The organism is Enterobacter sp. Ap-867, from assembly GCF_011752855.1.
Classification (GTDB): Bacteria; Pseudomonadota; Gammaproteobacteria; order Enterobacterales; family Enterobacteriaceae; genus Cedecea.
On sequence record NZ_VWWS01000007.1, the window covers coordinates 204,801 to 226,044 of the forward strand.

The following is a 21,244-nucleotide window of genomic DNA, read 5'->3' on the forward strand; positions in this document are numbered from 1 at the left end:
GATGATTCAAACGGAGTCATGAAGGATGCCTGACTCCGATGTGCGTTTTATATATGAAGGAATACCCATGAAATTAAGCAAAATCGCCTCTTCTCTGATCGCAACCGTTGCTCTGGTGAGCAGCGCCGCTAACGCAGCAGATCCTGTTACCGTTAATGGCGGGACCGTGCACTTCCAGGGCGAGCTGGTTAACGCCGCTTGTGCGGTAAGCACTCAGTCCGACGGCCAGATCGTTAAACTGGGCCAGTACCGTACCGCCGCTTTCACCAAAGTGGGCGATACCTCTTCCCAGATCCCATTCAACATCGTTCTGACCGATTGCGATAGCACCGTGGCGGCCACCGCTTCTGTGGCATTCACCGGCCAGACTGATGCGACCGACCCAACGCTGCTGGCGGTAAACTCCAGCGGGAACGCAACCACCGCGAAAGGCGTGGGTATCGAGATCCTGGATCGTACCTCTAAGACCCTGTCTCCGAACGGTTCTACCTTCTCTACCGCTCAGACTCTGAACGACGGTGAGAACACCATTCCGTTCACCGCTCGCTATAAAGCAACCGCTGCCACCGCGACTGCCGGTGCTGCGAACGCGGACGCAACTTTCGTTATGAAATACGAATAATCAGCCACGGCTGAGAGCACAGGGATGATTCAGCCTCACGGATGAGGCTTGTCCGACGCGAGTCCAGAGAGGACGATGATGATAAGGAAAATCCTGCTCCTGGCGATGCTGGCTGCGGTGAATCCCGTTCAGGCAAAGCGCATTGTGGTTATCCACGGTGGGGAAGTGCATATGCAGGGTGAGCTGGTTAACGGCGCCTGCGCCGTCGCACCTGAAAGTCAGGAAATGACGGTGCAAATGGGCCAGTACCCGAGCAACGTATTTAAAGATGTTGGCAGCTACGCGCCGCCCAGCATCCCTTTTACCCTTCGGCTGACGGACTGTCGCCCGGAGGTTTATGACCATGTGGGCATCGCGTTTCAGGGATCTACTCCTGCGGAAGATCCTCTGGTCTTTCTGGCCACGTCCAGCGTAAGTGGCAATGACGCCAGCAGCGGCATTGGCCTCGCATTATTCGACCAACAGCAGCAGCTGATTATTCCCAATAGCGAACCGGCGTCTTATTCGGAAATAACTACGCAGGAAATGAGTTTTCATTTTACTGCCCGTTATCGCGCGGTTTCTAAGCATATGTCGCCCGGAAATATTCGCTCTGACGTCTGGTTCACGCTGGTTTATCCCTGAACCTCTGCTTTTCCATTCTGGCTATTTTGATGGTACCTGTCGTGATGAACAAATTATATAAAGCCGCTTCGGCACTGATGCTCTCTTTAATGATGATGACTTTTAATGCGCAGGCTGCGGGCGGTATTGCCCTGGGCGCTACGCGCGTTATTTATCCGGCCGACGCGAAACAAACTTCGCTGGCCATCACCAACAGCGATCCGAAAGAGCGCTTCCTGGTGAACTCATGGATCGAGAACGATCTCGGCCAGAAAGAGAAAAGTTTTGTGGTTACGCCGCCGCTGTTTGTCAGTGAGCCAAAAAGCGAAAACACGCTGCGTATTATCTATGCCGGGCCTGCGTTACCGACGGATCGCGAGTCTATTTTCTGGATGAACGTGAAGGCCATTCCTTCCGTGGATAAAAACAGCGTTGAGGGAAAAAACGTCCTTCAACTGGCGGTGCTTTCCCGCATCAAACTGTTTGTACGCCCTAAAAATCTGCAGATGCAGCCGGAAGATGCGCTGAAAGAGATTCGCTTCGCGCGCAACGGTCAGTACCTGAAGATCAGTAACCCGTCGCCTTACTACGTTTCACTGGTCAACCTGAAAATGGGGAGTGAAAAACTGCCTAACACCATGGTGGCACCGAAAAATAGCGTGCAGGTTGCCGTACCGTCCGGCGTTCAGGGGGCGGTGAGCTTCCAGACTGTGAACGACTACGGCGCGGTGACTAAAGCACAAGCGGGTGTCATGCAGTAACGCCAGGCGGGCAAAGGGAAGCCGATAAATCATGAAGAGATCAGTCTCGCGTAAGGTGTTTACGCTAGCGCCGCTGGCGGCGACCATTGTGGCCTCATTTTGGCCCGCGTTCGCTGCCGCTGAGAGCTATTTCAACCCGGCATTTTTGTCGGACGATACCGCGGCGGTGGCGGATCTGTCTCGCTTCGAAAAAGGCAGCAGCCAGCCGCCGGGCGTTTATCGCGTGGACATCTGGCGCAACGATGAATTTGTTGCCACCGAAGACGTACATTTTACGGCGACGGAATCGAAAGTCCCTGCTTCTGAAGCCGTGAAGTCCGGCGGGCTGACGGCCTGCCTCGACGTCGACTGGCTCAAGCGGCTCGGGCTGAATATGCTGGCGTATCCTGAGCTGGCGAAATATAAGTCCGGGGAGTGCGTCCCCGTGACTACGGCCGTGCCAGGCGCTGAAGTGAGCTATGACTTTTCGCGTCTGCGACTGGATATTAGCCTGCCACAGGCCTCTTTAATCAACAGCGCCCGCGGTTACATTCCCCCGGATCAGTGGGATGAAGGGATCCCGGCGGCGCTGCTGAACTACACCTTCACCGGCAACCGCGGCACTTACAACGACAGCTACTATCTGAACCTGCAAAGCGGCCTGAATCTGGGCCCGTGGCGCCTGCGCAATAACGGGGCCTGGAACTACACCAGCGGCGATGGCCACCACCAGAATCAATGGCAGAATATCAGTACCACGCTGCAGCGCACGATTATCCCGCTCAAGGGCGAGCTGGTCATGGGCGACAGCAACACCGGCAGCGATGTGTTCGACAGCCTCGGGTTTCGTGGGGCGCGCCTCTATTCTTCCGACAGCATGTACCCGGACAGCCTGCAGGGCTACGCGCCAACCGTGCGCGGGATTGCCCGCACCAACGCCAAGATTGTTGTCCGCCAGAACGGCTACGTGATTTATCAGAGCTATGTCTCTCCGGGCGCGTTTGCCATCAGCGACCTTAACCCGACCTCTTCAAGCGGTGACTTAGAGGTTACGGTAGAGGAGAAAGACGGCTCTGTACAGAAGTACACCGTGCCTTATTCCACCGTGCCGATGCTGCAGCGTGAAGGCCGGTTTAAATATGATGTGGTGATGGGGGATTTCCGCAGCGGGAATAACCAGCAGGATAAGCCGTTCTTTACTCAGGGTACGTTGATTGCCGGTCTGCCGAACGGCTACACCGCCTATGGTGGGACACAGCTGGCAGAACGCTATACCGCCGTTGCGTTAGGTGCCGGGAAAAACCTCGGTGACTGGGGGGCGATTTCGCTCGATCTTACCCATGCGCGCAGCAAGCTGGCGGATGACAGCGATCATCAGGGGCAGTCGCTGCGCTTCCTGTACGCCAAATCCCTGAGCGGCTACGGAACAAACTTCCAGCTGCTGGGCTATCGCTACTCCACGCGCGGTTTTTACACTCTGGATGATGTGGCCTACCGGAATATGGAAGGCTACCAGTACGAGTGGCAAAACAATGACAGCAACCGGCAGGAGCTGGTGGCGACCAGCTATCACAACCTGCGCTACAACAAAAAGGGCCGATTTCAGGTCAATATCTCCCAGTCTCTGGGGGATTACGGCTCGGTCTATGTTTCCGGCAGCCAGCAAACTTACTGGGGAACCGATCAGGACAACACCTGGTACCAGCTGGGGTACTCCAGCGGCTGGCGCGGGATCAGCTACTCGCTTTCCTGGTCGTGGAGTAAGTCGCTCGGCCTGGCAGACACCAACCGGATTGTCGCCTTCAACCTTTCGATTCCGTTTAGCACGCTGCTTGGGCACGGTTATTCGCGCGATACGGCGCTGGATCGTGCCTACGCCACGATGGCCACAAGCCGCAGCTCTGACGGCAAAAATAGCTGGCAATCCGGGGTCGGCGGCACGCTGCTGGAAGGTCGCAACCTGAACTACAGCGTGAGTCAGGGGCATACCAGCAATAACGGCTATTCCGGCAGCGCCACTGCCAACTGGCAGGCCACGTACGGCACGCTTGGCCTGGGCTACAACTATGACCGCAACCAGCATGACTTCAACTGGCAGGCTTCCGGCGGCGTGGTCGGCCATGCGGACGGGGTGACCTTCAGCCAGCCGCTGGGCGACACCAACGTGTTGATTAAAGCGCCGGGCGCTTCCGGCGTCAGCATTGAAAACCAGACCGGGGTGAAAACCGACTGGCGTGGCTATGCCGTTATGCCGTATGCCACGGTTTACCGCTACAACCGCGTAGCGCTCGACACCAACACAATGGACAACCACACCGACATTGAAAACAACGTCAGCAGCGTAGTGCCGACGGAGGGTGCCCTGGTCCGCGCCACCTTCGATGCCCGAATTGGCGTACGCGCTATCCTCACCGTTAAACGCGGCGACCGCCCGGTGCCGTTTGGTTCCGTGGTGCGGGAAGAGCAAAGCGGTGTGACCAGCATGGCCGGTGACGACGGGCAGATTTACCTCAGCGGCCTGCCGCTGAAAGGCAAATTGCTGATCCAGTGGGGCGACGGGAAGGGTTCCCAGTGCCGCGCCAACTATTCCCTGCCGGAAGAGAGCCTGAAACAGGCTATCGTCATGGCAACCGCCACCTGTTCATAGCGTGCGGAGAGATTCAGGAAGATGAAAATGAAACTGAGCAATGTTATCGCGGGTGGCTTGCTGCTGGCCTGCGCAGGTCCTGCTGCCGCAACGGTGTGCTACAACTCCAGCGGCACCGTCACCGATGTCTCTTATGACCTGTCGGACAAATTTAACAGCAGCAATAACAACGTTGGGCAAGTCGTTACCCTGGCGGAAAAAACGCAGTGGGTCGGGGTGAATGCCAAATGCCCGGCCGGCACGATCGGGAACACGACGATGCGAAGCTACAAGACGGAGCTGCCGGTTCAGGAAGTGGTGGGCAGTTATCAGTACCTGAAGATTAATGATTATCTTAACGGGGCGATGCAGATCACCGACAGCTATGCTGGTACGTTCTACCCGCCGCGCAATTATATTCAAATGGGGAGCCACCCGAACGTCTCTAAGCAGCAGCCTTTTGGCGTACAGGATTCGAAGCTGGTGTTTCGCCTTAAAGTCACCCGCCGTTTTATTAACATGGTGCCGATTCCACGCCAGACGATGTTCCGGGTCTACGTAACGACGACCTCTGCGGACCCGTTAGATACCGTCGTTTACACCATCAGCTACAGCGGCAAAGTTGAAGTCCCGCAGACCTGCGAAATCAACGCCGGGCAGGTGGTGGAGTTTGATTTTGGCAGCATCGGGGCATCGTTATTCAGCCAGGCCGGGGCCGGTAACCGCCCGCAAAGCGTGACGCCGCAAAGTAAAACGGTCGGCATCAAATGCACTAATATCGATGCCCAGGCTTACCTCACGCTGCGCCTTGAGGCTGAGAAAAGCAGCGGCAATATGATGATATCCGATAACAGCGATCTGGGCTTTATCGTGGCGAACGCCAGCGGTACGCCGCTGACGCCAAACAACCTTGGCAGCAAGATTAATTTCCAGCTTGATGATGCCGCTGCGGCCCGGGTGGGAATTCGCGCCTGGCCGGTCAGCGTGACGGGCGTTAAGCCGAAGGAAGGGCCGTTCACGGCTCGTGGCTATCTGCGCGTTGATTTCGACTAAGGGGACCTGATGAACAAGTTTATCCTGAGCGCGCTGGCGCTGGTCCCGATACTCTGCGTGCCCTCAGTGAAAGCGGCCTCGCCGCTGGGGGAAATCAACGTTGAGCTGCATGGAACAATCGTGGATTACACCTGTGTCGTGGAGACGGGCGGGGACAATAAGACGGTGAAGCTTGGCTCGTGGCCGACCAAACAGCTGCGCACCGCCGGGAGCACAACTCAGGCAATGCCGTTTAACCTGAAGCTAACCGGCTGCCCGCCGAGCGGTACCGCCTCTATCACCTTTAATGGCAAGAGTACCGGCACGGGACTGCTGGCGCTAAACGCTGCCAGTACGGCGAAAAATGTGGCCATTGAGCTACTGAATGAGGATAAGTCCCGATTGTTGTTGAATGATGCCAGTAAAACGATGCCGGTTGATGCCAACGGCGATGTGACGCTCAAGTTTTGGGCAAACTATATTGCCACGGCGGACAACGCGGATGCCGGGCTGGCCAATGCGGATGCGACGTTTCTGATTAACTACAATTAAAGCATCGTTAATGGTTCCAGAAAATAACCGGGAGGAGTCTTCCCGGTATTTCCGCTTCCGGTGCGTAATGGTCCTTTATAGCAGTTCATGCACCTTGGCATAGTCAATCAGCTCGACAATGGAAGTGAGTCCGAGTTTAGAGAATATATTAGCTTTATGTGCGCTAATGGTCTTGTTACTCAGTAATAGCTGTTCGGCAATCTCTTTATTCGACAGGCCGTTTGCCAAATAACGCAAGACTGTGATTTCGCGGTTGGATAACGGCATATCGTCCATCGTTCCCCGGCGTGATTTATGGCTGCTGATAAAATGCAGCGTTTCCGAAGGGAAAAAGGAGTAGCCAGAAAGCAACATTTCAACCGCGTTAAATATATCTTCCTGTTCCTTACGTTTGCTCACAAATCCGTTGGCGCCGGCCTGAATAGCGCGCCCTGCGTAAAACGACTCTGATTTTGACGACAGGAAAAGGATTTTGGTTTTTTCCTGTAATCCTTTGATTCTTTTAAGTAATGTAAAGCCATCTGTGTTGGGGAGTTCAACGTCAAGAATCACCAGATCGACTGGATTCGCGCGCATATAGTCGATAACTTCCCGACCATCATCTGTTTTTAAAACAACATTAATATCTTTATTTTTCTGGAGGAGAACTTCTATCGACATTCTGACAATAGGATGCTCGTCCATAATGATTACGGATGCCGGTTTCATTTTTTTTTGCCTCGATTGTTTGATAAAAACATCGCTTTGACACAGCGTCAATGGCAGCGAAAGTGATAAACAGTGAGTTGGCGGTTGCCGGTCTTTATGCGGGAACCTCCTTGTTTTTTTTAACTCTCTTCCTTTTTAAATTCGTTATTGTCGGCGGGAGAATGACTGCCTAAATAACTTCACATGTAATCCTTATAGATGCCATGGCAAATATAAATATGTGATGAGGTGATTATACAGCGCAGTTTTTGTGGGAAAAGTCTGATGTTCCTGGAATAAGTCTAAGTCAATACGAAATGCTGTGTAGTTAATTGACCTTTTTCTAAATTGAATTAACGAACCTAATTTTTTAGTTAAGGTGGGTTAAAAGACTTTTTATTGGAGAAAAAATGACATTTAGTTCTGAATGTTGTTATTTTGTTTTGGATCAAAAAGTGCTGAATGGCGTCATAGCGGAATAATTGCTTCCAGGAATAGTTGTAATTGTTAATTTTTTGTTTGTTTTTAACTCAATTTGAACATTGAAATTAAGTAAATTCTTAAAATATCTTATGCCTCAGTAGGTTAGTTCGATAGCCAATGTGCGCTATTTGCAACAGAAATTTCATGTAGAAGGTGCAGCAATTTACTGCGGTTATCGAGCGCCAGTCGGGTCAGCAAAACGTTGAAGCGATAAACGACGTAATGATAGGGTTTCTCAAGTAAAAGGGCGATTGATTTCAATGACTCTCCGCGGCTCAGCGCCAGTAAAATCGCCCACTCTCTGAGGGAAAAAACCTGCGTGTCGTAACTCGCCGCCAAATCTGGGGCGCCGAGGCTTAAAGCCTGTTTCAGTTTGTCCGGGGGCAGACGACGCTCGACAATCTTGCAGCCAACGGCCTGCTGAATAAATCGTGTGATTTCGGGCTTTCGCTGCGCGCTAAGCAGCATGATTTGGTGTTGCGGCGTGGTGATAATTTGTTGGCGAATGGCCTTCAAAACGTCAAGTGTGGGGATCTCCAGGCTGTCGAGGTCGACGATCAGTCGCGGTACGGGAGAGTGCACCTGATGCGCGATAACGTCATCCAGCGAAGAGAGCACGGGAATGTTAAGGCGATGGAAAAGAGTGCCGGTGATTGCGCTGCTGAGGAAATTGTCGGCAGAAACGAGGATGGCATCGGGCTTCTTTGGTTTTTGCCCCCCAATCAATTGCTGTTGAATATATTCGAGTCGATCAAAAAAAAGTGGCGCGGTGGAGTTGGCGGGGTTTAGAAGATAATCAGTCCTGGTACGACGGTGTTTATTTCGCCTCATAGCTGCGCACATAAGCCTGCTCACAATGACAAGGTATCAGAGAGCAGCCAGCGTTTATGCGGCCATAAATAGCCTTGCCCGAAGCTGGCACCTGACTGGCGAGCAAGCTCGAGATGATGTGTGTCTTCGATACCTTCAATGATAATGTGAGGTGAAATGTCCGCGCACCGTGCGACCAGGCGTTGAAGTGCCCTGGGATTTTTACCGAGCGTCCAGAATGCTTGCTTATCAATTTTTACTCCGCCGACATCAATGGCGTAGCGGTGGAAGCTTTCAATACAGCCCTCGGTAAGGTCATCCAGCCATACCGATATCCTTTGTTGCTGTAACAGCTTAATTCGCTCCCGCAGGCAAAGCTGATGCCGCCTGGAGCACGTATCAAAAAGTGGAGCATCCTGTATCTCAATTGTTATCCATGATTCACAAACATCAAGCAGCCGGGCGAATAGCCGCTCGTCAATCAGCGCCATAATGGGAAGGTTAAGGAAGAAGCTACCGGATGCCTGTCGGGACTTCAGCAGGTTGGCCTGACGGCAAAAAAGCGCCACGCTGTCGGCTGCCGACAGGTTTGCAAAAAAAACCTCGGAATCGCGTGATGGCGCGGCGAGCTGGCTGAGTACTTCGTGGCTAATAACGTGTCCGCTAAATAAATTAACAATCGGTTCCAGACGGAAACCGGAAATATGCTGGTCAACAGATAATAAATTGTTATCTCTAGAAATATTTATCATTATTTTGTCGCTAATTGTGACAGCTATTACTGAATTGCTGAGCAATCAATGCCCTGAGAGGAAGAGGTGGTGTGCTTTCAGCAAATTTGGAGATTTTTCTGAGCGTATTCTCTCAGCGCCTCGAATGAGTGAATACCGGGGATGGCTTATTCCAGGTTGCGAAAATTCGCAACCCTGAAGAGTGAGGGGCGCGTTTTTTTTATAATTAAGAGTAATTCCCTGGCATAATAAGAAAATACTTAATTAAATAATTCAATCCAGCAAGAACGGCAGATTGAGTTTGATATAATTCATGAGTTTATATTGGCTCTTGATATTAAGTTTTTTCATAATCGACAGTCGTTTATCCCGCGCAGTATTTTCATCAATATGCATAATAAAAGCCGCGTCAATCAGCGAGTAACCACAGGCCATTAGCTTCAGTAATTCACGCTCCTGCATGTTGAAATGCCGCGTTGTGCAGTAGTGGCAAATAGACGTAGGCACGGGCAGGGTGTTTTTTTTGCGCCGTTCTGGATCTATCCAGGGGGCCAGTTTGAGCCTGACATCTTCAACCTCATCCTCACGGTAGATAGACGGCAGCATATACAGGCAGGGACGAAACATCAGGTTCTCCTGATCCTGCTTTTTGCAGATGAGGATCACCCGCTGATGGCGCGTCGTCTGCGGTATTTTGTAGCAGTTGGCGGTTGACCAGTTGTCGTCTAGCGCGAAAAAAACCAGATCGGCGACGTCCTGGTGCGCCAACGGTAGGAAATGATAAGTCTCGCTAAACTGACGGCAGAGCTGCTGGATAATAATTTTAATGCCATTGGCAAAATGGCTATTTCTTTCACAGATAGCAACGGTAAGCATGCCTTCCTCCGGGCTGGTTGACTATTAAAAAAATGATAGTGAAAAAAACTCGGATTATGAATGTGTTACGACTTAACCCCGCAGGTGTGGAGGATGAATTATTGCCAGGCCATTTCCTGGGAGTAGCAGAAAAAACGGCAAAAAAACGCTTTGGGTAAAGTTTTCTGCTGTTACGCCGATGATTAAGACTTGTCTTACAGGGAATGAGAAGCAATGTTAAACCGTATCAAAATCGTTACAAGCTTACTGGTCGTCCTGGGGCTGTTTGGCATTTTGCAGATAGCTTCCGGCGGATTGTTCTTCAATGCGCTGAAGCAGGACAAAGAAAATTTCACCGTTCTACAAACCATTCGTCAGCAGCAGTCAACGCTGAACGGCAGCTGGGTCGCGCTGTTGCAGACCCGTAACACCCTGAACCGCGCCGGTATTCGCTACATGATGGATGCCAATAAAATTGGCAGCGGTGCAACCGTTGAAGAACTGATGGCGATTGCCAGCACTTCGCTGAAACAGGCTGAGGTTGAGTGGGCGGCTTATGAGGCTTTACCGCGCGATCCACGCCAAAGCGACGCGGCCGCACAAGAAATTAAGCGCAACTACGATATTTATCACGGTGCGCTGGCAGAGCTGATTCAACTGCTTGGCGCGGGGAAAATTAATGAATTCTTCGATCAGCCAACCCAGGGATATCAGGATGGCTTTGAGAAGCAATACGTTAACTATCTGCAGCAAAATGACCACCTTTATCAGGAAGCGGTCGACAGCAGCAACAGCTCCTACAGCATGGCGATTTGGATCCTGATTGGCGTCCTGATTGTGGTGCTGGTGGTGATCCTTGTGGTCTGGCAGGGGATCCGCACCACGCTTATCTCTCCGCTGAATCGCCTGATCGAAAGCATTCGCCACATCGCCAGCGGCGATCTGGTGCGCAAAATCGACGTGGAAGGCACCAACGAAATGGGGCAGCTGGCCGAGAACCTGCGCCATATGCAAAACGAGCTGGTGATTACCGTGGGTGAGGTCCGCAACGGCGCGAATGCCATTTATAGCGGCGCCAGCGAGATTTCCATCGGCAATAACGATCTCTCTTCTCGTACCGAACAACAGGCGGCTTCGCTTGAGGAAACGGCCGCGAGTATGGAGCAGCTGACTGCCACGGTTAAACAGAATGCTGAAAACGCCCGTCAGGCTAGCCAGCTGGCGCTAAGCGCCTCTGAAACCGCGCAGCGCGGCGGTAAAGTCGTGGACAATGTGGTGCATACCATGAGCGAAATTGCCGGCAGTTCGCAGAAAATTGCTGACATTATTAGCGTCATTGACGGCATCGCCTTCCAGACCAACATCCTGGCTCTTAACGCCGCCGTTGAAGCTGCCCGTGCGGGTGAGCAGGGACGTGGTTTTGCCGTGGTAGCCGGGGAAGTGCGTAATCTGGCGCAGCGTAGCGCGCAGGCCGCGAAAGAGATCAAAACCCTGATTGAGGATTCGGTTAGCAAGGTGGATACCGGCTCAACGCTGGTTGAAAGCGCCGGGGAAACCATGGGGGAAATCGTTAATGCGGTGACCCGCGTGACCGATATCATGGGCGAGATTGCCTCTGCTTCTGACGAGCAAAGCCGCGGGATCGATCAGGTTGGATTAGCGGTTGCAGAAATGGACCGTGTGACCCAGCAGAACGCCGCGCTGGTGGAAGAGTCTGCCGCCGCCGCCGCTGCGCTGGAAGAACAGGCCAGCAGGCTCACGCAGTCCGTTTCCGTATTCCGTATCGCTCAGGAACGCCAGGCCAAAGCCCAGGCCGCTGCGCCAAAGGCTGTCGCGACGACGGCTGCCCCGTGTAAAGCCGTGGCTGCTACGTCTGACGATAACTGGGAAACCTTCTGATTCGAGCTGTATAGGAACAACAAGGCGGGTAGCTCAATGCTGTCCGCCTTTTTTATATCCTCGCTACCATTTCCAGCGCGTCGCTGTCCTGAAGCCAGTCGCGCGAATTGATCCTCAGCATTTCCATAAAGGTCGTCCCTGCGGTGGACAGCCGCCCTATACTGGGGCAAACGATGCTCACGCTGGTTGCCGGCAGCACTTCTTTAAGCGTCAGTGGCCGAAGGTTTTTTTCATAGCCAGGAAAGCGAAGCCTGACCGAAGTCCACATGCTGACAATGGGCGCCTGTTCCATCATGCGCGCCATAATCCACGGCGAGGAGCAGTGCACAATCGTCGGCGGTAGCGGCAGGTTATAGCGGCGGAAGACCTGGCCCAGAATAGAGTGCTCTCCCGGCTCATCCCAGTCCAGCCAGGGAAATTGCATCAGGCTTTTCAGCGTGGTGGTGTGGGTGACGGGATGATGCTCGCCGGCAATAATGGTGTTGCTGAGGGCGTAGAGCGTTTCCTGGTAAAACGTGCCGATGGGCGTTCCGCTGGCACTGGTCATCACCGCCATATCCAGCCGCTGATTAGCGAGCGCATCCAGAATCTGGAGCGGCCTGCCTTCCATGGCGATTAACTTCACGCCGGGAAAGCGGCTCTGGTACTGGCTCATTGTGGTGCTAAAGGGACCGTAAGAGGCGGCGGAGGTAAATCCAATGCGCAGCTGACGCATGGCTTTTCCGAGCAGATTATCGATTTCATCCCGCGCCTGATGTAACGAGCGATCGATATCCCTGGCATGGCGCAACAGCACTTGCCCGTACTCATTTAGCGTCACCCCCCGTGATGAGCGTTGCAAAATTGGCATGCCGATTTCCGTCTCCAGCTCCTGAATGGTTTTGGAAATAGCGGGTTGAGTGAGATGCAGCGCCCGGGCAGCCTTGCCTATGCTGCCCTGTGCGGCAACTTCTAGTAATACATCTAATTGATTTATTTTGATTTTCATTTGTCACTCCGCCATCGGCTTTCGCCATAGTGCAAAAAATGCACTTTCAGGATACGAAGAATATAACCAAAGCCATAACTAATTTTTATGTTTGCGATGTTCTTTTTTTATGCAGATAGTCGAATCACCCTCAGAAGTCACAGCCCGACATGCAAAAAATAATGAGAAGGAAGTGAGCATGAAATCATCTGCAAGTATTGCCTCAGCGGCTAGCGGGTTGATCGCCGCGATGCCGCCTCAAAGCCGTCCTCTGGAAGAGCGAACCAGCGCTAAGTCTCTGGTGGCGGTAACATTGGGTAACGGATTAGAAATCTATGATTTTGCGGTTTATAGCTTCTTTTCAGTGATCATTGGCCACCTTTTTTTTCCCTCCAGTAATGACTATGTTTCGCTGCTGCTGGCGGTAGCGACCTTTGGCGTCGGTTTTGTGATGCGCCCATTGGGCAGCCTGGTGCTGGGTAACTATGCGGATAAGCATGGCCGCCGTTCCGGGATGACGTTGATCCTCGGACTGATGGCCCTTGGCGTGATGCTGGTGGCGTTTGCGCCGACTTACAGCCAGGTCGGAATACTGGGGCCCATCGTGTTGATTGCTGGCCGCCTGCTGCAAGGTTTTTCCGCCGGGGGCGAAATCGGCGCGGCAACCAGCTGGCTGATGGAGGCCGGAGATAAATCCCGGCGCGGGCAGCGCGTGAGCTGGCAGATGACCAGCCAGGGCGGCGCGGCACTTTTTGGGGCGGCAATGGGAGCAGGATTGAGCCACTACCTCAGCGAAGAGGCCCTGTACGATTGGGGCTGGCGCGTGCCCTTTATTCTGGGTCTGGCGATCATGCCCATTGGGATGTACATCCGGCGCCATTTGCCGGAAACGCATCATACTGAAGCGACTCCCCAAAAGGAGAACTCGGCCAAAATCCTCTGGCGGGAGCATCGTCGGGCTCTGCTGTTGGGCATTTTGCTGATAATGAAAGGCACGACAACGTTCTACATCATCATTTATTACATGCCTGCATACATGGTGAACACGCTGCACATGCCGGCGGCGACCTCCTATTGGATAAGCCTGACGGCGGCGCTGATGACGCTCCTGATCCCTTTTTTCGCAGGAAAGTTGGCGGACAGGCTGCCCAGACGTAAGCCGATCATGACGTTCTGCTTTGCCGTTTCACTCTTGTTGGTTTGGCCAATCTTCGCGTCGATTTTGAACGGTATGCCGCTGTGGATCACTATTGCGTTAATCGCTGTCGATCAGGTGCTGGCGAATGTGTGCACGGTGGTGCTGTTCCTGCTGCTGCTCGAAGCATTTCCGAAAACGGTTCGGGCCTCGGGCATCAGCATTGTGTATGCCGTTGGCGTCACCCTATTTGGCGGCTTTGCGCAATTTAACGTGACCTGGTTGCTTAAAGCGACGGGTCAGCCGATGACGCCGGCCTGGTATCTGATTTTTTGCTCTTTCGTTTCGCTGGCGGCGCTGCTTGTCTGGCGGGAACGGAAAACGCAACCTGACGCTTAATACAAGGAGCTACCTATGTTGATTAAAGAGATTCTGGATCGTGAAGAAGAGATGATCGCCCTTCGGCGTGATTTCCACCAAAACCCGGAACTGGGGTTTGAAGAGTTCCGCACCAGCGATCGTATTGCTGAACTGCTGACCGGCTGGGGTTATGAAGTACATCGCGGGTTAGGCGGCACCGGGGTGGTTGGGACACTAAAAGTGGGAAGCGGCAGTAAAAGATTGGGGATCCGCGCCGATATGGACGCGCTGCCGATGCAAGAGCAAACCGGGCTGCCCTGGGCAAGCCAGGTGGAAGGTAAGATGCATGCCTGCGGGCATGACGGCCACTGCGCCATTCTGCTTTCTGCGGCTCGCTACCTGGCGGAGAAGAAGCCTTTTAACGGGACGCTGCATCTGATCTTTCAGCCGTCGGAAGAAAAGATCGGCGGTGCTAAGCGGATGATCGACGACGGTCTGTTCAGGCTGTTCCCGTGCGACGCGGTGTTTGGGCTGCATAATTTCCCCCTGATCCCCGCCGGTCAGTGGGTGACGAAGCCGGGGGCGCTAATGGCCTCTTCTGACAGCCTGACCATCACGCTGGAAGGTAAAGGTGGGCATGGCTCGATGCCGGAGCACTGTATCGATCCTACGATTGCCGGAGCCTCTATTGTGATGGCGCTGCAAACTATTGTCTCTCGCAATATCGATCCGCAGGATGCGGCGGTGGTGACCGTGGGCAGCCTGCAGAGCGGCACAACACACAACATTATTCCGCACACAGCCGTGCTGAAGCTGAACATGCGTGCCTTTAAAAAAGAGGTTCGTGAGGCGCTCAAACAACGGGTTGAAACCCTCGTCCACGCTCAGGCGGAAAGTTTTGGCCTGAAGGCCTGTATAGAGGTGGATTTTGGCTATCCGGTGACGATAAATAACGAAGCACAGACGGCATTCGCGCTTCAGGTTGCCCGGGATACGTTCGGCGCGGATAACGTCGCGGATCCTCAGCACGTGAAGAGCATGATGGGCAGCGAGGATTTCTCTTTTATGCTGGAAGAGGTGCCGGGGTGTTATCTCTGGCTGGGTACGGCGACGGGGAAAGACGACTATTCAGTGCATCATCCTCTGTATCAGTTTAACGATGCCTGTATTTCGGTGGGGGCTACATATTGGGTTCGGTTGAGTGAGGCATTTTTACGCTGAGAATTTCCCCCTGACGCTTTCCTTTGCGGGAGCGTCAGGGGGCGGAGCGTTACTCGGCGTCTTTCGGGGCTTCGCGGTTTTCCAGTTCGGTCAGTCGCTGCTCCAGCAGAGCCAGTTTCTCGCGGGTGCGCAGCAGGACCTGAGTTTGCACGTCAAACTCCTCGCGGCTCACAAGGTCAAGGCGGGTTAACTGAGACTGCAGGATCTGGCGTACTTTCTTCTCCACATCATCCCCGAACTCACGAATCCCTTTCGGCATTGACTCATGGACCTGGCGGGCGATTTGTTCAATTTTTTTCGGGTCAATCATAGCGGCTTCCATTATCTGGCGAGTAATAGGGCTAATTGTAATGCCTGATTGCCAGGGGATAAACTGGAAATGTTGCCTGTGTAATCGTTGCCCACAAAAATGATTAGCGCTATAGTGAACCTGCTTATTCTCAGGGCGGGGCGAAACTCCCCACCGGCGGTAAATCAGCGAACGCTGAAAGCCCGCGAGCGCTTCAGGCTTTGCCTGAAGGTCAGCAGATCCGGTGTAATTCCGGGGCCGACGGTTAAAGTCCGGATGGGAGAGAGTAACGATCACGTCAGGCCCTGGCCTGCCCGCGTTATTTTTTTAGCTCCTAAGACTGCCCTGATTCTGGTAACCATAATATTAATGAGGTTTTTATTACCATGAATCAGACGCTACTTTCTGCATTTGGCACCCCGACTGAGCGCGTTGAGCGTGCTCTTGATGCGCTTCGCGAAGGCCGTGGCGCCATGGTTCTCGACGATGAAAATCGTGAGAACGAAGGCGATATGATCTTCCCGGCTGAAACCATGACCGTGGAGCAAATGGCGCTGACCATTCGCCACGGGAGCGGCATTGTTTGCCTGTGCCTGACCGACGAACGTCGTAAACAGCTCGATCTGCCGATGATGGTCGAAAACAACACCAGCGCTTTCGGCACCGGGTTTACCGTGACCATCGAAGCCGCTCACGGCGTGACAACCGGCGTTTCCGCAGCCGACCGTCTGACCACCGTTCGTGCAGCTATTGCCGACGGCGCTAAGCCGAGCGACCTGCACCGCCCTGGTCACGTTTTCCCGCTGCGTGCGCAGCCGGGCGGCGTGTTAACTCGCGGCGGCCACACCGAAGCCACTATCGACCTCGTTTCCCTGGCCGGTTTCAAACCTGCGGGTGTGCTGTGTGAACTGACCAACGACGACGGCACCATGGCGCGTGCGCCGGAGTGCATCGAGTTTGCCCGCAAACATAATATGGCGGTTGTGACCATCGAAGATTTGGTGGAATATCGCCAGGCGCAAGCGCGTAAAGCCAGCTAAAAAAGTAAAGCCCGGTCAGCGCGATCGGGCTTTTGTTCTTCACTCCCGCCTCGCTGTTTTCGTTTTTTCAGACCTGTTCAAAATTTCTGATGATCATCATCATGCTTATCTGAGTTCTTCCCACAAAAATTGGGCGTAATCTGTGCGTATTGAATCTTAGCTATTTAAGGACACCATCATGACAAGCCCACGTATGCCCGCGCTGTTCCTTGGCCACGGTAGCCCGATGAACGTGCTGGAAGATAACCGCTATACCCGCGTCTGGGCTCAGCTCGGCGAAACGCTGCCGCGGCCAAAAGCGATTGTGGTGGTGTCGGCCCACTGGTTCACCCGTGGAACGGGCGTGACCGCGATGGAAGCGCCGAAGACGATTCACGACTTTGGTGGTTTTCCTCAGGCGCTGTATGACACGCATTACCCGGCACCCGGCTCGCCTGAGCTGGCGCAGCAGCTGGTTGAATTATTGGCACCAACGCCGGTGGCGTTAGATAAAGAGGCATGGGGCTTTGACCACGGCTCGTGGGGAGTGCTGATCAAGATGTACCCTAACGCGGATATCCCGATGGTGCAGCTGAGCATTGACAGCACGAAGCCGGCAGCCTGGCATCTGGAGACTGGCCGCAAACTGGCCACGCTACGTGACCAGGGCATTATGCTGGTGGCTAGCGGTAACGTGGTGCATAACCTGAGAACTGCGCGCTGGCACGGTGAAAATACACCTTACCCCTGGGCTGAGTCGTTTAACGACTATGTTAAAGCCAACCTGACCTGGAAGGGGCCTGCGGAGGAGCATCCGCTGGTGAACTATCTCAGTCATGAAGGCGGTTCACTGTCTAACCCGACGGCGGAGCATTTCCTGCCGCTGCTTTATGTTCTGGGCGCGTGGGACGGCAAAGAGCCGGTGACGATTCCGGTCGACGGCATAGAGATGGGATCGCTGAGTATGCTGTCGGTTGTGGTAGGATAAACAGAAAAGCGCCCAAGGGCGCTTTTTTAATGCTCTATTCCACAAAGATATGTGGATAGAAACGGGAAAGATCCTGCGTAATAAGCTCGCGATCCTCACGAATCCCGATCCCTGCAGGCTGATCGTTAATAAGCCAGCTGCCAATCAGCGTATAGCTGTCGCCGAATTTTGGTAGCGGATAGAACTGCTGGACGATCATGCCTTCTTCGCCGTACGGCCCGTCAACGCGCGCGATCTCCTGGCCATTCTCGATGATCTTCACGTTGGCGCCTTCGCGGGAAAAAATTGGCTTCACGACGTATTTTTCCATCGGCGGGAAGTTGTCTTCGGCGAAATAAGCGGGCAGCAGGTTAGGGTGGCCCGGGAACATCTCCCACAGCATCGGCAGCAGGGCTTTGTTGGAGATAATGCTTTTCCAGGCTGGCTCCAGCCAGCGCACGCCGGCATCTTCCAGCTTGGTGGAGAACATCTCGCGGAGCATGAATTCCCACGGGTAGAGCTTGAACAGGTTACTTATAACCTGATCCTGCAGGTCGGTAAACTGACCTTTCTCGCCGAGGCCAATTTCCTCGATAAACAGGAACTCACTGGCGACGTCAGATTCGGCGGCGCAGTCCTGCAGATACTGCACGGTGCCGCGATCTTCTACCGTGTCCTGACAGCAGGCAAAGTGCAGCAGATTGAAACCATGCTGCTGCTTGAGTTCGGCGAAACGTTCGATCAGCTTTTCCTGCAGGCTGTTGAACTGGTCTGCGCCTTCGGGCAGATTGCCCGCAGCCACCTGATCTTCAAGCCAGATCCACTGGAAGAAAGCCGCTTCATACAGCGACGTTGGCGTATCGGCATTGTTTTCCAGCAGCTTGGGTTCACCCACGCCATCCCACGCCAGATCCAGGCGGGAATAAAGGGAGGGCTGCTGGCTGCGCCATGATTGGCGAACAAATTCCCAGGTGTGTTTCGGAATGCGGAAACGGGCCATTAGCTCGTCGCTGGCCACCACTTTTTCCACAACCTGCAGACACATTTGATGCAGCTCGGCGGTGACCTCTTCCAGGCGTTCAACCTGAGCCAGCGTGAGCTTGTAATAGGCGTCTTCACACCAGTACGGCTCCCCGTACATGGTGTGAAAATTGAAGCCGTATTCCGTGGCTTTTTCGCGCCAGTCCGGGCGTTCAACGAGAGAAACTCTTTCCATGATTTATCAGCCGCCCATCGAACGGCTGCTGCCGGAGGTGGCGCTGCTGCGCTGCATGGTGGATTGCTTGGCCACTGACTCACCAAAGCCGCCGCGAGTCACCGTTGAGGTGGTCGCAGGTTTTGGTGCCATCGCACTTTTCGGGACGGTTGTCGTCCGGCCTGGGGTGGCCGCGCCGTAGCTTTTACCGCTGGCATCGGCGTACTTGCCGTAAGCCGGGCTGGCCGGGTTTTTTGAGGTAAACAGCGGCTGCTGCGCAAAGCCCGCGCCGCCGCCCATCAGACGGCCCATCATGTAGCCCGCCATCAGCGGCATCCAGAAGCTGCCGCTTTGCTGCGGTTGAGCCTGAGCCTGGCTTTCGCCGGCAAGGCTTGCCTGAGCCGGGGCTGGCTGGCACTGGCCTTCGCCAAACTCGGCCACGCAGGCTTCACGGGAAGCGTACTTCGGTGCCGTGCGCTCGGCTTCTTTCAGAGCGTTATTATAGGCGGTGGTACATTCCGCGCTTTTGCTCGGGTTTGCCTGCGAGCAGTCGTCCGCGTTTTGGTACATTGAGACGGTTTCGTCGCTTTGTTCACAGCCGGCCAGCATAAAGACGGCGGTGACCGCCAACGCCACCGGCGTTAAATGGCGTGCGTTCCAGCTTTTGCGGAACGATGAATGATTTATATTTTTTGTCCGTTTCATTTAATCAGTCCTGAGCCCAGTAGGTTTGGTGCTAAGGATAGGGGATGAGCGGTTGAAATTGAAGCGATGTTGGCCTGTTGGCAGGAGATCTTTACGTTGCCTTACGTTCAAACGCGAGACAGAAAAAAAGGGGCGTAAAAATACGCCCCTTTCGTTGGCATTCCGGCGATTAATTAGCGAATGGGTTCGCTTTTTTCCCGCTGGTGGCCGCAGCCGGAGTGGCATGAGTTGCCTTAGTGGAAGCCGTCGCTGGCGCGGTGTTGTAACCGTCAGCGCGGGCATCCTGCTCTGGGGTTTCCGGCGCAACGCTGTCCGCAGAGGTTGAAACCGGTTTGCCCAGCGTATTGTTCAGCGCAATCAGATCTTGCTCGTTCAACGTACCCAACGCTGATTTAATATTCAGCTGGTTAATCAGGTAGTTATAACGAGCGCTGGAGAGTTGCTGTTTGGCGTTATACAGCGTGGTGGTCGCATCCAGCACGTCAACGATAGTACGGGTACCCACCGAGTAACCGGCTTCCATCGCATCCAGGGAGCTTTGCGCAGACACCACGGCCTGTTTATAAGCGTTGATGGTGCTGATAGAGGCATTCACGTTGTTGAAGGAGGAACGCACGGTCTGTACCACGCTGCGGTGCGCGCTTTCCAGCTGCTCGCTGGCACCCACAAAGTTGTACTGAGCCTGTTTAACCTGAGAGTTAACCTGGCCACCCTGGTACAGCGGCAGGGAGAAGCTCAGGCCAACCTGGTTCTGCCCTTTATAGCTGTTGTCATACTGCGAATTGCCGGAAGTTTTAGAACCATTGTAGCTGCTGTTAGTGACGCCGCTGGATGCGTTCAGGCTCAGCGTAGGCAGATGACCATCTTCAGCCAGGCGAATTTGTTCGCGCGCCAGATCCTGGCTCAGACGAGCCTGAAGCAGGCTAAGGTTGCGTTTTTCAGCGTCTTTCAGCAGATTGTTGACCGCATCTGGCTTGGTGGTTTTGAAACCGTCTACGTTCAGAGAAGCCAGGCTCAGATAGTCGTTCCCGGTGACCTGACGCAGTGATTCCACCGCGTTGTCCAGGTTATTACGGGCGGTGACTTCGTTCGCCAGCACGGTGTCGTACTGTGCGCGGGCGTTCTGCACGTCAGTGATGGCGACCAGGCCTACGTTAAAGCGCTGAGTGGTTTGATCCAACTGGCGGTAAATGGCCTGTTTCTGCGCTTCAGTATAGGAAAGCGCGTCAATGGCGCTCAGCACGTTGAAATAGGCTGTGGCCGTGTTCAGGATCAGAGACTGCTGATCGGTCTGGAAGCTGACGTCCTGAATCCCTGCGGTTTTTTCCTGCAGGCTCAGTGCGCGCCATTTCGACATATCAAAAATGGTTTGCGTCAGCTGTAACGTTGCGCTGGTCGTGTTGGAGTTAATACCGTTAGAGTCGCGGAAACCGTTACCGTAGGTGTAATCTGCACCCAGGCCCAGCTGTGGCAGTAATGGGCTGCGTGCTTCATTAATTTTTTCGAATGCGGCGTCACGGTCAGCAGCGGATTTACGCAGGTCCGGGTTGCTGGTGCGCGCCTGTTGATAAACCTGCAGCAGGTTTTCTGCCTGGCTCATGGCGCTGAAACCCGTTAGGCTCAGACCGATAAGAATGGGGAGCAGTTTCTTCATTTGCATTCCTTGTTGTGAAGCAGAATTATTTTGTTTAACGCCGACAGGAGTCAAAGATGATCGCCGATTCTACAGATTCCGTCAGCCGGGCA

Annotated in this window: 20 protein-coding genes and 1 riboswitch; of the genes, 11 read left to right on the forward strand and 9 right to left on the reverse strand. The window is 53.9% G+C overall.

Annotation, left to right across the window (positions count from 1 at the left end; all coding sequences use genetic code 11):
* Window positions 1-67 precede the first annotated feature (67 nt).
* The 6 genes from fimA (at window position 68) to sfmF (ending at window position 6,175) form a co-directional block, all read left to right on the forward strand.
* Window positions 68-622, forward strand: coding sequence for a type 1 fimbrial major subunit FimA (gene fimA, locus F3J26_RS17765; protein ID WP_008460883.1), 555 nt, complete (start codon window positions 68-70; stop codon window positions 620-622).
* A gap of 78 nt (window positions 623-700) precedes the next feature.
* Window positions 701-1,246: a type 1 fimbrial protein subunit FimI gene (gene fimI / locus F3J26_RS17770; protein WP_008460884.1), complete on the forward strand. Its 546-nt coding sequence runs from the start codon at window positions 701-703 to the stop codon at window positions 1,244-1,246.
* A gap of 44 nt (window positions 1,247-1,290) precedes the next feature.
* A complete protein-coding gene (fimC, locus tag F3J26_RS17775; protein ID WP_008460886.1) occupies window positions 1,291-1,986 on the forward strand; it encodes a type 1 fimbria chaperone FimC in 696 nt (231 codons plus the stop codon).
* 31 nt (window positions 1,987-2,017) lie between these two features.
* Window positions 2,018-4,612, forward strand: a complete 2,595-nt coding sequence (locus tag F3J26_RS17780) for a fimbrial biogenesis usher protein (protein WP_166995168.1) — start codon at window positions 2,018-2,020, stop codon at window positions 4,610-4,612.
* 27 nt (window positions 4,613-4,639) lie between these two features.
* Window positions 4,640-5,644: a type 1 fimbria D-mannose specific adhesin FimH gene (fimH, locus tag F3J26_RS17785; protein WP_166995169.1), complete on the forward strand. Its 1,005-nt coding sequence runs from the start codon at window positions 4,640-4,642 to the stop codon at window positions 5,642-5,644.
* A 9-nt stretch (window positions 5,645-5,653) separates the two neighbouring features.
* Window positions 5,654-6,175 carry a fimbria assembly protein gene (sfmF, locus tag F3J26_RS17790; protein WP_008460892.1) on the forward strand — a complete coding sequence of 174 codons (522 nt, stop codon included), beginning with the start codon at window positions 5,654-5,656 and terminating at the stop codon, window positions 6,173-6,175.
* A 75-nt stretch (window positions 6,176-6,250) separates the two neighbouring features.
* On the opposite strand, the gene fimZ is transcribed toward sfmF, so the two are convergent.
* From fimZ to fimW, 4 genes are all read right to left on the reverse strand, one after another.
* Complete coding sequence (fimZ, locus tag F3J26_RS17795) at window positions 6,251-6,883, reverse strand: fimbria biosynthesis transcriptional regulator FimZ (RefSeq protein ID WP_008460895.1); 633 nt, start codon at window positions 6,881-6,883, stop codon at window positions 6,251-6,253.
* Between the two features lie 564 nt (window positions 6,884-7,447).
* Window positions 7,448-8,188, reverse strand: coding sequence for a response regulator transcription factor (locus F3J26_RS17800; RefSeq protein ID WP_166995171.1), 741 nt, complete (start codon window positions 8,186-8,188; stop codon window positions 7,448-7,450).
* Between the two features lie 8 nt (window positions 8,189-8,196).
* Window positions 8,197-8,907, reverse strand: coding sequence for an EAL domain-containing protein (locus tag F3J26_RS17805; RefSeq protein ID WP_166878006.1), 711 nt, complete (start codon window positions 8,905-8,907; stop codon window positions 8,197-8,199).
* A gap of 252 nt (window positions 8,908-9,159) precedes the next feature.
* The gene (fimW, locus tag F3J26_RS17810) at window positions 9,160-9,762 is read right to left on the reverse strand and encodes a fimbria biosynthesis transcriptional regulator FimW (protein ID WP_008460898.1); all 603 of its coding nucleotides are present in this window, start codon (window positions 9,760-9,762) and stop codon (window positions 9,160-9,162) included.
* Window positions 9,763-9,975: 213 nt separating this feature from the next.
* Between fimW and tsr the strand changes: the two genes are divergently transcribed.
* Window positions 9,976-11,640, forward strand: a complete 1,665-nt coding sequence (tsr, locus tag F3J26_RS17815; RefSeq protein WP_166995173.1) for a methyl-accepting chemotaxis protein — start codon at window positions 9,976-9,978, stop codon at window positions 11,638-11,640.
* A 52-nt stretch (window positions 11,641-11,692) separates the two neighbouring features.
* On the opposite strand, the gene F3J26_RS17820 is transcribed toward tsr, so the two are convergent.
* On the reverse strand, window positions 11,693-12,628 hold the full coding sequence (locus F3J26_RS17820; RefSeq protein ID WP_166995174.1) for a LysR family transcriptional regulator: 936 nt from the start codon (window positions 12,626-12,628) through the stop codon (window positions 11,693-11,695).
* 178 nt (window positions 12,629-12,806) lie between these two features.
* On the opposite strand from F3J26_RS17820, the gene F3J26_RS17825 reads away from it, so the two are divergent.
* A complete protein-coding gene (locus F3J26_RS17825; RefSeq protein ID WP_166995176.1) occupies window positions 12,807-14,141 on the forward strand; it encodes an MFS transporter in 1,335 nt (444 codons plus the stop codon).
* Between the two features lie 15 nt (window positions 14,142-14,156).
* Complete coding sequence (locus F3J26_RS17830) at window positions 14,157-15,323, forward strand: amidohydrolase (RefSeq protein ID WP_166995178.1); 1,167 nt, start codon at window positions 14,157-14,159, stop codon at window positions 15,321-15,323.
* Window positions 15,324-15,372: 49 nt separating this feature from the next.
* Here F3J26_RS17830 and ubiK read toward each other — a convergent pair whose 3' ends face one another.
* A complete protein-coding gene (gene ubiK / locus F3J26_RS17835; RefSeq protein ID WP_008460905.1) occupies window positions 15,373-15,633 on the reverse strand; it encodes a ubiquinone biosynthesis accessory factor UbiK in 261 nt (86 codons plus the stop codon).
* Window positions 15,634-15,755: 122 nt separating this feature from the next.
* A riboswitch (FMN riboswitch) is annotated at window positions 15,756-15,904 on the forward strand.
* Window positions 15,905-15,998: 94 nt separating this feature from the next.
* Here ubiK and ribB point away from each other — a divergent pair.
* Window positions 15,999-16,652: a 3,4-dihydroxy-2-butanone-4-phosphate synthase gene (ribB, locus tag F3J26_RS17840; protein ID WP_008460907.1), complete on the forward strand. Its 654-nt coding sequence runs from the start codon at window positions 15,999-16,001 to the stop codon at window positions 16,650-16,652.
* A 178-nt stretch (window positions 16,653-16,830) separates the two neighbouring features.
* Entirely contained in the window at window positions 16,831-17,619 is a 789-nt protein-coding gene (gene ygiD, locus F3J26_RS17845; protein WP_166995180.1) for a 4,5-DOPA-extradiol-dioxygenase, read from the forward strand.
* A 34-nt stretch (window positions 17,620-17,653) separates the two neighbouring features.
* Here the strand turns inward: ygiD and F3J26_RS17850 are convergent, their stop codons facing one another.
* The 3 genes from F3J26_RS17850 to tolC all read right to left on the reverse strand — a co-directional run bounded on the left by F3J26_RS17850 (window position 17,654) and on the right by tolC (window position 21,152).
* Window positions 17,654-18,814 (reverse strand): glutathionylspermidine synthase family protein, encoded by a 1,161-nt coding sequence (locus F3J26_RS17850; protein WP_008460911.1) that lies wholly within the window; start codon window positions 18,812-18,814, stop codon window positions 17,654-17,656.
* Window positions 18,815-18,820: 6 nt separating this feature from the next.
* Window positions 18,821-19,498, reverse strand: coding sequence for a DUF1190 family protein (locus tag F3J26_RS17855; RefSeq protein ID WP_008460913.1), 678 nt, complete (start codon window positions 19,496-19,498; stop codon window positions 18,821-18,823).
* A 169-nt stretch (window positions 19,499-19,667) separates the two neighbouring features.
* On the reverse strand, window positions 19,668-21,152 hold the full coding sequence (tolC, locus tag F3J26_RS17860) for an outer membrane channel protein TolC (protein WP_166995182.1): 1,485 nt from the start codon (window positions 21,150-21,152) through the stop codon (window positions 19,668-19,670).
* Window positions 21,153-21,244 lie beyond the last annotated feature (92 nt).

Bases quoted from the DNA above. Each gene is read 5' to 3' on its own strand.
- fimH (WP_166995169.1), top strand. From the start codon at position 4,640: ATGAAACTGAGCAATGTTATCGCGGGTGGCTTGCTGCTGGCCTGCGCA.
- fimA (WP_008460883.1), top strand. From the start codon at position 68: ATGAAATTAAGCAAAATCGCCTCTTCTCTGATCGCAACCGTTGCTCTG.
- F3J26_RS17825 (WP_166995176.1), top strand. From the start codon at position 12,807: ATGAAATCATCTGCAAGTATTGCCTCAGCGGCTAGCGGGTTGATCGCC.
- ygiD (WP_166995180.1), top strand. From the start codon at position 16,831: ATGACAAGCCCACGTATGCCCGCGCTGTTCCTTGGCCACGGTAGCCCG.
- fimI (WP_008460884.1), top strand. From the start codon at position 701: ATGATAAGGAAAATCCTGCTCCTGGCGATGCTGGCTGCGGTGAATCCC.
- tolC (WP_166995182.1), bottom strand. From the start codon at position 21,152: ATGAAGAAACTGCTCCCCATTCTTATCGGTCTGAGCCTAACGGGTTTC.
- F3J26_RS17800 (WP_166995171.1), bottom strand. From the start codon at position 8,188: ATGTGCGCAGCTATGAGGCGAAATAAACACCGTCGTACCAGGACTGAT.
- tsr (WP_166995173.1), top strand. From the start codon at position 9,976: ATGTTAAACCGTATCAAAATCGTTACAAGCTTACTGGTCGTCCTGGGG.
- ubiK (WP_008460905.1), bottom strand. From the start codon at position 15,633: ATGATTGACCCGAAAAAAATTGAACAAATCGCCCGCCAGGTCCATGAG.
- ribB (WP_008460907.1), top strand. From the start codon at position 15,999: ATGAATCAGACGCTACTTTCTGCATTTGGCACCCCGACTGAGCGCGTT.
- fimW (WP_008460898.1), bottom strand. From the start codon at position 9,762: ATGCTTACCGTTGCTATCTGTGAAAGAAATAGCCATTTTGCCAATGGC.
- fimC (WP_008460886.1), top strand. From the start codon at position 1,291: ATGAACAAATTATATAAAGCCGCTTCGGCACTGATGCTCTCTTTAATG.
- F3J26_RS17805 (WP_166878006.1), bottom strand. From the start codon at position 8,907: ATGATAAATATTTCTAGAGATAACAATTTATTATCTGTTGACCAGCAT.
- fimZ (WP_008460895.1), bottom strand. From the start codon at position 6,883: ATGAAACCGGCATCCGTAATCATTATGGACGAGCATCCTATTGTCAGA.
- F3J26_RS17780 (WP_166995168.1), top strand. From the start codon at position 2,018: ATGAAGAGATCAGTCTCGCGTAAGGTGTTTACGCTAGCGCCGCTGGCG.
- sfmF (WP_008460892.1), top strand. From the start codon at position 5,654: ATGAACAAGTTTATCCTGAGCGCGCTGGCGCTGGTCCCGATACTCTGC.
- F3J26_RS17855 (WP_008460913.1), bottom strand. From the start codon at position 19,498: ATGAAACGGACAAAAAATATAAATCATTCATCGTTCCGCAAAAGCTGG.
- F3J26_RS17850 (WP_008460911.1), bottom strand. From the start codon at position 18,814: ATGGAAAGAGTTTCTCTCGTTGAACGCCCGGACTGGCGCGAAAAAGCC.
- F3J26_RS17830 (WP_166995178.1), top strand. From the start codon at position 14,157: ATGTTGATTAAAGAGATTCTGGATCGTGAAGAAGAGATGATCGCCCTT.
- F3J26_RS17820 (WP_166995174.1), bottom strand. From the start codon at position 12,628: ATGAAAATCAAAATAAATCAATTAGATGTATTACTAGAAGTTGCCGCA.